11 protein-coding genes are annotated in these 13,499 nt (G+C 73.2%); 9 read left to right on the forward strand and 2 right to left on the reverse strand.

What is annotated here, in order from left to right; genetic code table 11:
• The first annotated feature begins 7 nt into the window (after positions 1-7).
• The 4 genes from BUE41_RS09675 (at position 8) to BUE41_RS09690 (ending at position 2,202) form a co-directional block, all read left to right on the forward strand.
• Complete coding sequence (locus BUE41_RS09675) at positions 8-736, forward strand: type II secretion system F family protein (RefSeq protein ID WP_200803835.1); 729 nt, start codon at positions 8-10, stop codon at positions 734-736.
• Positions 737-830: 94 nt separating this feature from the next.
• Positions 831-1,049 carry a DUF4244 domain-containing protein gene (locus BUE41_RS09680; RefSeq protein ID WP_073456694.1) on the forward strand — a complete coding sequence of 73 codons (219 nt, stop codon included), beginning with the start codon at positions 831-833 and terminating at the stop codon, positions 1,047-1,049.
• Between the two features lie 26 nt (positions 1,050-1,075).
• Entirely contained in the window at positions 1,076-1,477 is a 402-nt protein-coding gene (locus BUE41_RS09685; RefSeq protein ID WP_073456695.1) for a TadE family type IV pilus minor pilin, read from the forward strand.
• A complete protein-coding gene (locus tag BUE41_RS09690; protein ID WP_073456696.1) occupies positions 1,474-2,202 on the forward strand; it encodes an Rv3654c family TadE-like protein in 729 nt (242 codons plus the stop codon). Before BUE41_RS09685 ends, BUE41_RS09690 begins: the two co-directional genes overlap by 4 nt.
• Positions 2,203-2,416: 214 nt before the next feature.
• On the opposite strand, the gene BUE41_RS09695 is transcribed toward BUE41_RS09690, so the two are convergent.
• Both BUE41_RS09695 and BUE41_RS09700 read right to left on the reverse strand, forming a co-directional pair.
• Positions 2,417-4,813 carry a DEAD/DEAH box helicase gene (locus tag BUE41_RS09695; RefSeq protein ID WP_234997154.1) on the reverse strand — a complete coding sequence of 799 codons (2,397 nt, stop codon included), beginning with the start codon at positions 4,811-4,813 and terminating at the stop codon, positions 2,417-2,419.
• Between the two features lie 79 nt (positions 4,814-4,892).
• Positions 4,893-5,900, reverse strand: a complete 1,008-nt coding sequence (locus BUE41_RS09700) for a hypothetical protein (protein WP_143172068.1) — start codon at positions 5,898-5,900, stop codon at positions 4,893-4,895.
• A 240-nt stretch (positions 5,901-6,140) separates the two neighbouring features.
• Between BUE41_RS09700 and BUE41_RS09705 the strand changes: the two genes are divergently transcribed.
• The 5 genes from BUE41_RS09705 to topA all read left to right on the forward strand — a co-directional run bounded on the left by BUE41_RS09705 (position 6,141) and on the right by topA (position 13,499).
• Positions 6,141-8,456: a sodium-translocating pyrophosphatase gene (locus BUE41_RS09705; protein ID WP_073456699.1), complete on the forward strand. Its 2,316-nt coding sequence runs from the start codon at positions 6,141-6,143 to the stop codon at positions 8,454-8,456.
• A gap of 150 nt (positions 8,457-8,606) precedes the next feature.
• Complete coding sequence (locus BUE41_RS09710; RefSeq protein WP_073456700.1) at positions 8,607-9,212, forward strand: hypothetical protein; 606 nt, start codon at positions 8,607-8,609, stop codon at positions 9,210-9,212.
• Positions 9,205-9,789, forward strand: a complete 585-nt coding sequence (locus BUE41_RS09715; RefSeq protein ID WP_143172069.1) for a hypothetical protein — start codon at positions 9,205-9,207, stop codon at positions 9,787-9,789. Before BUE41_RS09710 ends, BUE41_RS09715 begins: the two co-directional genes overlap by 8 nt.
• Before the next feature lie 59 nt (positions 9,790-9,848).
• Positions 9,849-10,442 (forward strand): hypothetical protein, encoded by a 594-nt coding sequence (locus BUE41_RS09720; protein WP_073456702.1) that lies wholly within the window; start codon positions 9,849-9,851, stop codon positions 10,440-10,442.
• Between the two features lie 294 nt (positions 10,443-10,736).
• Positions 10,737-13,499 carry a type I DNA topoisomerase gene (topA, locus tag BUE41_RS09725; protein WP_073456703.1) on the forward strand — a complete coding sequence of 921 codons (2,763 nt, stop codon included), beginning with the start codon at positions 10,737-10,739 and terminating at the stop codon, positions 13,497-13,499.

Genomic DNA, 13,499 nt, shown 5'->3' on the forward strand with positions numbered 1-13,499 from the left:
ACCAGTCGTGAGCCCGGACGTCGTGCGTGCCTGCGGGCTGGTGGTGCTGGCGGTCGCGGTGCTGGTCGTCGGGCCACCACCGGGCGGGCGCCGGCTCGCCGACCTCGCCGCACCCGCCACCGGCCCGGCAGCGCCCGATCCGCCGATCCGGCCGGCGTGGATCGCGATCGCCGGGCTGGCCGGTGCGGCGGTGGGCTGGGTGGCCGCCGGCGCCGCTGCCGCGGCCGTGGTCGGGACGGCAGCAGTGACCGCCGCGGTCGGCGTCGTCCGGCGGGCGAGCCGGGAGCCCGCCGACAGCGAGATCGATCTGTCCGGCTGCTGGGAACTGCTGGCGGTCTGCCTGCGCGCCGGGATGCCGGTGGCCGCGGCGGTCACCGCCGCCGCGGAATCGCTCGACGGGCCGGCCGGGGCCAGGCTGCGCCGGGTGGCGGGGTTGCTCGCCCTCGGTGCCGATCCGTCCAACGCCTGGCAGACGGTCGCCGCGGTGCCGTCGCTGGCGGTGTTCGCCAGAGCCGCGGCCCGGTCGGCCGGCACCGGCGCCGGGCTGGCGGAGGTCGCGGCCGCGGAGGCCGCCCGGTTGCGGGCCGCGGTCGCTGACACCGCTGCGGGCCGCGCACAGCGCGCCGGTGTGTTGATCACGGGCCCGCTGGGCCTGTGCTTCCTGCCGGCGTTCCTGGTCCTGGGCATCGGCCCGGTGGTGATCGGCCTCGCCGGCGCCGTGCTCACCCAGTGGTGACACGCGTGACGGGTGGCTTCGCCCGTCCGTCGCAAGCCCGTACTTCGGAAAGCCCCGTCCTTCGCAAGCCCGTACTTCGGAAAGAGGAGGAATCATGGAATCGATCCCCCGTCCCGCCGTGCCCTGGCCTCGGCTGCGCGCCCGGCTGCGCCGCCTGCGTGTCGACGACAGCGGCATGAGCACCGTGGAGTACGCCATCGGCACGATCGCCGCGGCAGCGTTCGCGGCCATCCTCTACACGGTGGTGAGCGGTGAATCCATCGTCGATGCGCTGACCGACCTCATCCAGCGCGCGCTCACGGCGACGTTCTGATGGGGCGTTCCCGATGGCCCGTTCTGGTGGACCGACCACGGCACACCGCCGCGGCCCGGCGAGCCCCTCCCGGCGACCGCGGCGCCGTCACGGTGGAGGCCGCGCTGGCGATGGCTGCGCTGACCGTGGTGCTCGCAGTGGCCGTGGGTGCGGTGGCGACGGCCGGGGCAGCCGTGCGCTGCGCGGATGCAGCCCGGGAGCTGGTGCGGCTCGCCACCCGGGGAGAGGCCGACCGCGGCCGTGCGGTCGCCGCCGAGCTGGCACCCGCAGGGGCGAGCATCGAGCTGGAGGTCGCCGGTGATCTGGCGACGGGCACGGTGAGCGTCCACCCCGCGGCGTTGCTGCCGATCGCCATCACCGGGCGCTCGGTGGGCGCCCTGGAGCCCGGGGTGGCAGGGGTGGCAGCGGAGCCGGGGGCACCGCCGTGACCCGCCCGGAACCGGACGCCGGGGTGGCGACGGTGTGGGCGGCTGCGGGAGTCGCCGTGGTGATGGCCGCGCTGCTCGTCGCCCTGCACATCGCGAGCGCCGTCGTCGCGCGGCACCGGGCGGCGGCGGCCGCGGACCTGGCTGCGCTCGCCGCCGCGGCGCTGGCCGTGCAGGGCGCTCCGGCGGCGTGCGCCCGGGCGCGCGAGATCGCCGCGGCCAACGACGCCGAGCTCGTGCGGTGCGCGCTGATCGGGTGGAACGCAGCGATCGAGGTGGAGAGCGGCGTCCCGCTCGCGCTGCCCGGGCTGGCGACCGCCGGCGCCCGTGCCCTGGCCGGCCCCGCGGTGGCGGTTTCCGAGAGTGATGAAGCCGCTACTCCGCTCACCCGATCCGGCGCTGGTCCGTCTGCCTCGGCGCGGGTGAAGCTGAGGTTCCACGACCACGACGGGGAGGTTCCTGGATGTCGACGAACTGCGGATGCGGCAAGTCGGGCTGCTCGACGCCCGACGACTGACCGCCCGGCCGGCGGTGGGCGAGCAGGACGGACCGCTCGATCCACCGCCGGCCTCCCGATCCGCCCTCGTCGACACCGTCTCCGCCACCTGCGCGTTCGCGCACGTTCCGCGGCGATGAGCCTGATCAACGGTGTTACGGAACGGATGAACGGTCGTCCCGCAGCCGCTGTCCTGGCCCTCTTCGCGAGGCCGACGCTCGGCGTCGGGTGACGGCCGATCGGCGACCACCACTGGTGGCGCAGCGTGGTCTGTCGCCTACTGGAAGGCAGGAACCCGCGCCGCGGCGCCGCGTACAACTCGAGACCTTCGCTCCCCCAGCTGCGGTGGAACCGGGGCGTCTTCGACGCTCACCCCCGATCCGGTTCCGTCGCGATCAGGGCGCCGCCGGCTGGCCCCACCCCCGAGCAGGCCGGCCGGTGGCGCCCTACTCCGGCGAAGACGGACCGGCGATGTCGCGGCCCGGGTGCTCCCGGATCGCCGCCAGGACCACGTCCAGCACCGCGGCCGCCCCCTCCTTGTCCAGCGGCGCGTTCCCGTTGCCGCACTTGGGCGACTGCACGCAGGACGGGCAGCCTGCGCGGCAGGAGCACTCCGCGATCGCCCGGCGCGTGGCGGTGAGCCAGTCGGCGATCACCGCGTGTCCCCGCTCGGCGAAGCCGGCGCCACCGGGATGACCGTCGTGGACGAACACGGTGGGCCGGCCGGTGTCGGGGTGGGTGGCAGTGGAGAGCCCGCCGACGTCCCAGCGGTCGCAGATGGCGAACAGCGGCAGCAGCCCGATCGCGGCGTGCTCGGCGGCGTGCAGCGCTGCGGGCACCCGCCCTGCGGCGAGCCCGGCGGCGCGCAGCGCGGCGGGATCGAGGTCGTACCAGACCGCACGGGTGGTGAGGGTCTGTTCGGGCAGGTCCAGGGGCACCGTGGCCAGTACTGCGCCGTCGGGGCCGCGGCGCTGGTAGGCGACGACCCGCGTGCACACGTCCACGTCGCCGAAGGAGATCCGCACCGGGCCGTGCTCACGCGCGCACCGGACCTCGCGCACGCCGAGCTGGGTCACCGAGCGGGCCACGGTGCGGTAGCCGGGATCGCCCGACTGCACGAAGGCGACGCCGGAGTCGAGATCGAGCCGCTCGACGAGGTAGGTCTCGCCGCGGAGCAGGTGCACGGCTCCGGCGTGCACGGTGGCCGGCGCGGAGGTCCGGTCGACCGTGCCGAGCACCCGCCCGGTCGACTCCTCGACGAGCGTGACCTGTCCTGCGCCGGAGCCGCGGATGTCGACGTAGGCGGCGGGCTGCTCCTGCGTGCTCGGCCAGTACCAGCCGGTGGGCCTGCGACGCAGCACCCCGTCGGCGACGAGCTCGTCGAGCACCTCGGGTGCGCGCTCACCGAACAGCGGCACCAGCTCGTCGTCGGTGATCGGCAGCTCCGCCGCGGCGCAGGCCAGGTGCGGGCCGAGCAGGTACGGGTTGGCGGGATCGAGCACGCACCCCTCCACCGGCGCGCCGAGCAGCGCGTCGGGGTGGTGGACGAGGTAGGTGTCCATCGGGTCGTCGGCCGCGACGAGCACGACGAGCGAATCGGAGCGCGCGTCGCGCCCGGCTCGGCCGGCCTGCTGCCAGAAGGACGCCCGGGTGCCGGGGAACCCGGCCACGATCACCGCGTCGAGCCCGACGATGTCCACGCCGAGCTCCAGAGCGTTGGTGCTGGCCAGGCCGAGCAGCCGGCCGTCGGTGAGGGCGGCCTCCAGCGCCCTGCGGTCCTCGGGCAGGTACCCGCCGCGGTAGGCATCGACCCGGTCGGCGAGGTCCGGGTCGACGTCGGCCACCCGTCGGCGGGCGCCGAGCGCGGCGATCTCCGCGCCGTTGCGGGAGCGGAGGAAGGCGATGGTGCGGGCCCCCTCCAGGACGAGGTCCGCGAGCATGCGGGCGGCCTCGGCACCGGCGCCGCGCCGCGCCGGCGCGCCGTTCTCACCGTCGTCCGCGGGCAGCAGCGGCGGTTCCCAGAGCGCGACCGTGCGGGCGGCCTGCGGGGAGCCGTCGCAGGTCACGGCCGCGACCTGGCGGCCGACGAGGCGGGACGCGAACGCGGCCGGGTCGGCCACCGTGGCGGAGGCGAGCACGACGGTCGGCCGGGCGCCGTAGCGGGCGCACACCCGCATGAGGCGGCGCAGCACGAGTGCGACGTGGGAGCCGAACACCCCGCGGTAGGTGTGGCACTCGTCGACGACGACGTACCGCAGCCTGCGGAACCAGTGCGCCCATCGGCCGTGCCTCGGCAGCACGCTGCGGTGCAGCATGTCCGGGTTGCTCAGGATCCACCGGCCGTGCCAGCAGGCCCAGTCGCGGGCGTCGGCCGAGGAGTCGCCGTCGAGCGCGGCCGGCCGGACGTCGGGCAGCCCCAGCTCCTCGAGCACCCGCAGCTGGTCGGCGGCCAGTGCCTTGGTCGGAGCGAGGTAGAGGGCGGTGGCCCGCGGGTCCTCCAGGAGCGCGGTCAGCACGGGCAGCTGGTAGGCGAGCGACTTGCCCGAGGCGGTGCCGGTCGCGACGACGACGTCGGTGCCCGCGCGCGCGAGCTCGGCGACCTCCACCTGGTGGGTCCACGGGGCGGGGATGCCGCGGTCGACGTAGGCGGCGCGGAGGGCGGGCGGGGTCCAGTCGGGCCACGGCGACACTGCTCCCGTCCGCCCCGGCAGGTGCACCACGTGCCGCAGCGGCCCATCGGCCTCGTCGAGGGCACCGCCGGCCACCCGCCGCAGGAGGCGGACGGCCCGATCGGGCAGGTGCGGCGCACACGCCTGCACAGTTGCGCGCTCGACCCGGCTCACCGTCACGACGGCTCTCCCTGTGCGCTCTGCGTGCTTCGCTTCCGGCCCGTCAGGGAGGGTCGCACAGGGCGCCGACGGATCAACCTTCCGTCGCCGGTGCCAGCGCCTCGGTCGCGGCCGCGACCATCCGATCGATCAGGTCCCGGGCCGTCGCCCAGCCGCGCCCGGCGGGCGTGGTCGTCAGAACCGCGAGCACGAACCGGTCGTCCGACCCCACGATGCCCGTGGAGTGCAGGTGGTAGCGGCCGCCGATGCAGCACATCCAGCCCTGCTTGGCGGCACCCACCTCGATCGACAGGTCGGGCGAGAGCAGCCCGAAGGCCTGGTCGAACCCGTCCGTGGCGCGAGCGGGCGCAGCCGCCATGGCGCCGACGAGCAGCTCGCGGTCCTCCTCCGCGACGTCGTCGAGCAGGTGCTCCCACACCTGCAGCATCGCGCTCGCGGTCACCACCATCTCACCCCACTGGGAGGGATCGCGAGGGGTGGCGAGCCCGTCCAGATCGAGCCGGGCCGACACGCGCTCGGCCGCGCCGGGACCGTCGAAGCGGCTCCACAGCGCGCTCATCGCCGCGTCGTCGCTCGGCCCGAGGGCGCGCTGCAGCAGCCGCACGTCGACGTCGCCGATGGTGATCCCCTCGGCTCGGCGGCGGTCGGCCATGTCGACGGCGAGCACGAGCTTCGACAGCGACGCCGAGAGGACCCCTGCCTCGGCACCGGCGCCGACGGCGACCTCGGAGGTCAGCCGGTCCAGCACGGCGATCGTCGAGCCCGGCGGCGCCGCGGACGCCGGGCCGTCCGCGAACCCGCCGCCGCCCGAGACGGCCTCCGCGGCGGCCACCGCGGCGTCGGCGAGCCCCTGCCGCGGGACCGGCCCGACGGTGGGCGGGGGGAGGGCGAGGGTGGGCGGCGCGGTCGTGGGGAGCGGGGAAGGGACGGTGGCTGCCCGACGGACCGCGTCCTCGTCGACCGCGTCGGGCACGCGGGTCAGCACGACGGTCACCGCGACCACCGCGTAGGCGAGGGCGAAGGCGATCGCGAGTCGCAGGAGATCAGCCGCACGTCGTCGGGCGGACGGGGCGGCGCTCACCACCGCCCCGGGATCACTTCACCACAACGTGGCTGCTCGGAAGACATCTGTCCAGTTCGTGACGAGATCGTTAGGGTGTGGCCCAGCCTACCCTCCGCAGACGTGTTGTGTGGCTCACACACCTAGACTGCATCCGTCCTGAGCCGCGATTTACCTGCGGCAACGGGCCAGACTCAGACGCCGGGGTCGAGTTCCGTACCCGTCCCTGGCTCACCGTGATCCCCTGAACCAGGAGGACGGATGTACCTGTCCACCACTCTCGCCGAAGGCGCAGCGACGCAGCTGACGCTCGGCGGGGGCGATCGCATCGTCGTCGGTGTGGTTGCGGTGGTCGCCCTCGTCGCACTGGCCGTCGGCTTCATCCTGCGCAGGGAGGTCCTCGCCGCGGGCGAGGGCACCCAGAAGATGCAGGAGATCGGCCAGGCGGTCCAGGAAGGCGCCGTGGCGTACCTCAACCGCCAGTTCCGCACCCTCGCCGTATTCGTGGTGATCGTCTTCGCCCTGCTGTTCGCACTACCGGCGGACGACCTCGCGGAACGGATCGGACGGTCGATCTTCTTCCTGGTCGGCGCCGCGTTCTCGGCTGCGATCGGTTACCTCGGCATGCGCCTGGCGACGTTCGCCAACATCCGCGTCGCCGCGGCCGCGCGCGAGGAGGGAGGCCGCGAGAAGGCCACCCGCATCGCGTTCCGCACCGGCGGCGTGGTGGGCATGTTCACCGTCGGCCTCGGTCTGCTCGGCGCGACGATCGTCGTGCTGGTCTACGCGGGCCAGGCGCCGAAGGTGCTTGAGGGCTTCGGTTTCGGTGCCGCGCTGCTCGCGATGTTCATGCGGGTCGGCGGCGGCATCTTCACCAAGGCCGCCGACGTCGGCGCGGACCTCGTCGGCAAGGTCGAGCAGAACATCCCCGAGGACGACCCGCGCAACGCCGCGACGATCGCCGACAACGTCGGCGACAACGTGGGTGACTGCGCAGGTATGGCGGCCGACCTGTTCGAGTCGTACGCGGTCACCCTGGTCGCCGCGCTGATCCTGGGCACGGCCGCGTTCGGCCTGCAGGGCCTGCTGTTCCCGCTGATCGTGCCGGCCATCGGCGTGATCACCGCGATCATCGGCGTGTACATCACCCGGGCTCGCGAGGGCGAGAACGGCCTGACCACGATCAACCGCAGCTTCTACTACTCCGCGCTGATCTCGGCCGTCCTGAGCGTCTTCGCCGCGTTCGTCTACCTGCCCAGCTCCTTCGCCGAGCTCGGCAACCCGACCGACACGGGCGTGGTGGCCGAGATGGGCGGGGCGGACCCGCGGATCATCGCCTCCGCCGCGGTGCTCATCGGCATCGTGCTCGCCGGCATCATCCTGTGGCTGACCGGCTACTTCACCGGCACCGAGCACAAGCCCGTCAAGACGGTCGGCGAGTCGTCGCTGACCGGCCCGGCCACGGTGATCCTCGCCGGCATCTCGATCGGCTTCGAGTCGGCGGTCTACACCGCGCTGGTCATCAGCGCGGCGGTGTTCGGCGCGTTCGCGCTGGCCACCGGCTCGGTCACGGTGTCGCTGTTCGCGGTGGCGCTGGCCGGCACCGGGCTGCTGACCACCGTCGGCGTGATCGTCGCGATGGACACCTTCGGCCCGGTCTCCGACAACGCGCAGGGCATCGCCGAGATGTCGGGCGACGTCGAGGGCAAGGGCGTCGACATCCTCACCGAGCTCGACGCGGTGGGGAACACGACCAAGGCGATCACCAAGGGCATCGCGATCGCGACGGCGGTGCTCGCCGCCACCGCGCTGTTCGGCTCGTACCGCGACGCGATCAACCTGGCCCTGCAGAAGGCGGGCGCCGCGATCGAGGACCTGGCCTACGCCGTGTTCACCCCGAGCACGCTGGTCGGTGTCGTGATCGGCGCCAGCGTGGTGTTCATGTTCTCCGGCCTGGCGATCAACGCCGTGTCCCGCGCGGCCGGCGCGATCGTGTTCGAGGTGCGCCGCCAGTTCCGCGACAACCCCGGGATCATGGAGGGCACCGTCCGGCCGGAGTACGGCCGCGTCGTCGACATCTGCACGAAGGACTCGCTGCGCGAGCTGGCCACTCCGGGCCTGCTGGCGATCTTCGCGCCGATCGCGGTCGGCTTCGGTCTCGGCGTCGGCCCGCTGGCCGGCTACCTGGCCGGGGCGATCGCCTGCGGCACCCTGATGGCGGTGTTCCTCGCCAACTCCGGTGGCGCGTGGGACAACGCCAAGAAGCTGGTCGAGGACGGCCACCACGGCGGCAAGGGCTCCCCGGCCCACGCGGCCACGGTCATCGGCGACACGGTGGGTGACCCCTTCAAGGACACCGCGGGCCCGGCGATCAACCCGCTGATCAAGGTGATGAACCTGGTCGCGGTGCTGATCGCGCCCGCCGTCGTGACGCTGTCGGTCGGCTCCTCGGCCTCCCCGACGTGGCGCGTCATCATCGCGCTGGTCGCGGTCGTGATCATCATCGCCGCGATCGTGACGTCGAAGCGCCGCACGACCACGATCACCGACACCCCGACGGAGTCGAAGGTCTCCTGACCGTGGCGTGATCGCCACACACCGTTTCCACCGAGGCCGCCCGTCCCCCGGGCCAGGGGGTGGGCGGCCTCGTCCGCTCACGGCGGGGCAGACTGTCAGGCCGCGTGCACGGCACCCCGACCGTGCGACCACGCCAAGGAGCAGGCCCCCATGCACCGCATCCACCGTTCCCTCCTCGCCGCGATCGCCGCCGGGCTCGTGCTGCTCGGAGCCGGTTGCGGAGGTCCCGAGTCCAGCGCGCCGACCGCGCAGGACGCCGGCGCACCGGCCGCGGCCGGAGGGGAAGCGGGCGTGGCATGGATCGACACGGTGTGCGGATCGATGCTCGAGCTGAGCACCACGGTGCGCAACCCGCAGGTCGACACCTCCAGCCCGCAGGCGACGTTCAAGAGCTACAGCGCGTTCATCGGCTCCTACATCAGCGGAATCGACGAGGCCGTCCAGACGACCGAGGCCGCGGGCCCGTCGCCGATCGCGGGCGGCGACGAGATGCTCAAGGGCATCCTCGATCCGTTGAAGGAGTACCGGACCAAGCTCGAGGAGACCAAGGCCGTCCTCGACGAGGCCAACGCGAGCGATCCGGCGTCGGTGACGGCTGCGACGAACGCCCTGCAGGTGCTGAAGTCGCCGCCGGCGTTCAACGTGCCCTCCACGCCGGAGCTGACCAGCGCGACGACGGCGGCGAAGAACTGCCAGGCGCTGCAGGAGTTGGGCAAGCAGTCCGCGACGCCGAGTGCCGCCCCGTCCGGTGGCTGATCTGCGCCGTGTCCTGGGTCGCGCCGCCGCCGTGGCGGCGCTGCTCGCGGGGGTCGTGGCCTGCTCGGCCGCGCCCTCGAACCAGGTCGCCGGCGCTCCCCGGCCCGATCCGGCGACGACGTGGTCGGACACCGTCTGCGGCTCGGTGCTGGCGTTCGCGAACGCGGCCACCGCTCCCCCGGACTTCGCCGCGGCCACCGACCTGGCCGCGGTGCAGCGCAGCTACAGCGCCTACCTGGGCGCGCTCGTGGCCGGGGTCCGGGAGGGCCGCTCGGCGCTGGCAGCCGCGGGCAACCCACCCGTGCCGGACGGCTACGCGGTGGCCGACCGGGTGCGCACCGGGCTGATCCGGCTCGAGCAGGACATGACCGGCGCGCAGGCGATGGTGGACGGGGCCGATCCGGCCGATCCGCGCGGCTTCGTCACCGCGGTGCGCCAGGTGGAGCAGACGGTGCTCGCCATCGAGGTGCCGGACGTGGTCGCCGAGCTCGCCACCGTGCCGGAGCTGGCCGCCGCCACGCGCACGGCGCCGACGTGCCGCACGGTGCGCACCCTCGCCGCGGCCGCCCCCGGCTGAGCGGAGCCATCCGGCGCGTCGATCGACAGCGATCGAACACGTGTTCTACTCTACGCGGCGTGCTGCAGCTGTCGCTGTTCTCCGCGGAGGCGCGCCCGGCCGGCATCGCCGATCTCGCCGGCGTGCTGTGCGGACCGGGCCAGATCGTGCGCTTCGGCAAGGGCGACCAGGCCCGGGTCTCGGTCGTGCTCGCCGACCCGGCACGAGCCGCGGCGGTCACGGCAGCGTTCGCCGCCGTCGGGGTGGCGGCGCAGGCCGTCGTCACCGAGAACGGGGCCACCGCCGTGCGCACGGCGTTCCGCTGCGACCTCGTGGGCCTGGCGAAGGAGTGGACCCGCGGCGCGGTGAAGCACGTCCCGACGGGATGGGACATCGACGGTCCGGCGTTACGCATGTGGGTGCTGACCGCGGGCCGGCCCGACGAGCGCGGCGGTTACCTGCTCAGCCTGGATCCCCAAGCGCCGCACACCCATCTGCCGTTGATCGGCGCGCTGACTCGAGCCGGTCTCCCACCTGCGCGGATGTCGCGGTCCGACGCGCTGCGGATCAGCGGCACCCGGCGTGTGCAGCGCCTCGTCGAGCTCGTCGGCCCGCCGCCCGCGCGGCTGCCGGTGGAGCTCTGGCCGAGGTGCTGGGGCCGCGCATCGGCTTGACACGTCTGGTTACGCTCCAGCGGCACGACCCCGATCGCCGTATCCGGTGTGGCGCACGCGACTCGCGCGGCATGTGGGAACGTTGAGGTGCGGCCGAGGACTCGCCAGACGTGCACCGCATACTCGGGGGATGGCCGGTGGTCGACCGCCGGCGTACGGACAACGGAGTAGGACCACGTGTCAATCGGAACGACGAGCTCGACGCCCGCGACCGGCACGAGCCGCAGCAACTCGTCGGGAGGTCGTAGGCGCAACACACCGTCCGGCTCGACCACGGGGGGTCGAACACGCCGGTTGGTGATCGTCGAGTCCGGTACGAAGGCCAAGAAGATCCAGCAGTACCTGGGCAAGGACTACATCGTCGAGGCGTCGGTGGGCCACATCCGGGATCTGCCGCGCGGGGCCGCCGATGTGCCGGCGAAGTACAAGGGCGAGCCGTGGGCACGGCTCGGCGTCGACGTCGACAACCAGTTCACCCCGCTGTACGTCGTGCAGCCGGAGAAGAAGAGCAAGGTCGCGGAGCTGAAGTCCGCGATGAAGGACGTCGACGAGATCCTGCTCGCCACCGACCCCGACCGGGAGGGCGAGGCGATCGCCTGGCACCTGCTGGAGACGCTCAAGCCGAAGGTGCCCGTGCGCCGGATGGTCTTCCACGAGATCTCCGAGCCCGCGATCCGCGCCGCGGTCGACAACCTGCGTGATCTGGATCTCGATCTGGTCGACGCCCAGGAGACCCGCCGCATCCTCGACCGGCTCTACGGCTACGAGATCTCCCCGGTGCTGTGGAAGAAGGTCATGCCGAAGCTCTCGGCGGGCCGGGTGCAGTCGGTGGCGACCCGGATCATCGTCGAGCGCGAGCGCGAGCGGATGAAGTTCGTCCCGGCGAGCTACTGGGACATCGCCGCGCAGATGGACGCGGGCGCCGACGCGTCGCCGCGGCTGTTCCCCGCCCGGCTGGTGGCGATCGACGGCAACCGGGTGGCCACCGGCCGCGACTTCGGCCCGGACGGCCGGCTGAAGGAGAACAAGTCCAACCCCGCGCTGGCGCTGGACGAGGCGAGCGCCCGCCGGCTGGCGGAGGCGCTGCGCGACCAGCCGTTCGTCGTCGAGTCGGTCGAGGCGAAGCCGTACACGCGCAAGCCGTACGCCCCGTTCATGACCTCGACGCTGCAGCAGGAGGCGGGCCGCAAGCTCCGGTTCTCCACCGACCGCACGATGCGCAGCGCGCAGCGGCTGTACGAGAACGGCTACATCACCTACCTGCGCACCGACTCGATCACCCTGTCGCCCACGGCGATCCAGGCGGCCCGGGAGCAGGCCAGGGAGCTCTACGGGGACGAGTACGTGCCGGCCCAGCCCCGGCAGTACAACCGCAAGGTCAAGAACGCCCAGGAGGCCCACGAGGCCATCCGGCCGGCGGGCGACCGGTTCCGCACCCCGGGCGAGGTCGCGAACGAGCTCGAGGGCGACGACTTCCGCCTCTACGAGCTGATCTGGCAGCGCACGGTGGCCTCGCAGATGGCCGACGCGCGCGGCACCACGGTCAGCGTGCGGCTGCACGGGACCGCGGCCACCGGCGAGGAGGTCACCTTCACCGCCTCCGGCCGCACGATCACCTTCCCCGGGTTCCTCAAGGCGTACGTGGAGGCCCTGGACGAGGGTGCGGGCGGACAGGCCGACGACGCCGAGTCACGGCTGCCGGAGCTCACCGAGGGCCAGGAGCTCACCGCGGCCGAGCTGGTCCCGGAGGGCCACACCACGAGTCCGCCGCCGCGCTACACGGAGCCGAGCCTGGTCAAGGCGATGGAGGAGCTGGGGATCGGCCGCCCGTCGACCTACGCCTCGATCGTCAAAACGATCCAGGACCGCGGCTACGTGTGGAAGAAGGGCCAGGCGCTGGTCCCGTCGTGGGTGGCGTTCGCCGTGGTCGGGCTGCTGGAGCACCACTTCGGCCGGCTCGTCGACTACGACTTCACCGCGGCGATGGAGGACGAGCTCGACCTCATCGCCAACGGTGAGGACGACCGCGTGCGCTGGCTCTCGGGCTTCTACTTCGGCGGCGACCAGGGCAGCGAGCGCTCGGTGGCGCGCGCGGGCGGGCTGAAGAAGCTCGTCGGCGTCAACCTGGAGGAGATCGACGCCCGCGAGATCAACTCGGTGCCGGTCTTCGACGACGTGGTGGTGCGCGTCGGGCGCTACGGACCGTACCTCGAGCGCGTGCGCGACGGGGTGTCGCAGCGGGCCAACCTGCCGCCGGACCTGCCGCCGGACGAGTTGACGCCCGAGGTGGCCGAGCAGCTCTTCGCGGTGCCGCAGGAGGGCCGCTCGCTCGGCGTGGACCCGGTCACCGGGCACGAGATCGTGGTGAAGGAGGGTCGCTTCGGCCCGTACGTCACCGAGGTCCTGCCCGAGCCGGACGAGTCCGAGAACGGCACGAAGAAGAAGGCGGCCAAGGCGAAGCCGCGCACCGCGTCGCTGTTCAAGGGCATGACCACGGAATCGGTCACCCTGGAGGACGCGCTGCGGCTGCTGTCGCTGCCGCGGCTGGTCGGCACGGACCCGGAGACCGGCGAGGAGATCACCGCGCAGAACGGCCGCTACGGGCCGTACCTGAAGAAGGGCTCGGACTCGCGCTCCTTGGAGAACGAGGAGCAGCTGTTCACGATCACCCTCGACGAGGCACTGGAGATCTACAAGCAGCCGAAGCAGCGCGGGCGGCGCGCGTCCGCGTCCGCCGCGCCGCTGCGCGAGCTGGGCCTCGACCCGGTGACGAAGAAGCCGATGGTCATCAAGGACGGTCGCTTCGGCCCGTACGTCACCGACGGTGAGACGAACGCCTCGCTGCGCAAGGGCGACACGGTCGAGGAGCTCACCGATGAGCGAGCGGCCGAGCTGCTCGCCGAGCGGCGGGCGAAGGCCCCGGCGAAGAAGAGCACGGCGAAGCGGTCCACCACCAGGACCAAGAAGGACGCGGCGGAGGAGCCGGCGAAGACGACCACCACGAAGAAGACCCCCACCCGCCGCTCGACGGCGAAGGAGAAGGCCGCCGCGAAGTAG

It is taken from the genome of Pseudonocardia thermophila, from assembly GCF_900142365.1.
GTDB lineage: Bacteria > Actinomycetota > Actinomycetes > Mycobacteriales > Pseudonocardiaceae > Pseudonocardia > Pseudonocardia thermophila.

Coding starts and splice junctions, on each gene's coding strand:
- BUE41_RS09680 (WP_073456694.1), top strand. CDS start 831: ATGGAATCGATCCCCCGTCCCGCCGTGCCCTGGCCTCGGCTGCGCGCC.
- BUE41_RS09705 (WP_073456699.1), top strand. CDS start 6,141: ATGTACCTGTCCACCACTCTCGCCGAAGGCGCAGCGACGCAGCTGACG.
- BUE41_RS09710 (WP_073456700.1), top strand. CDS start 8,607: ATGCACCGCATCCACCGTTCCCTCCTCGCCGCGATCGCCGCCGGGCTC.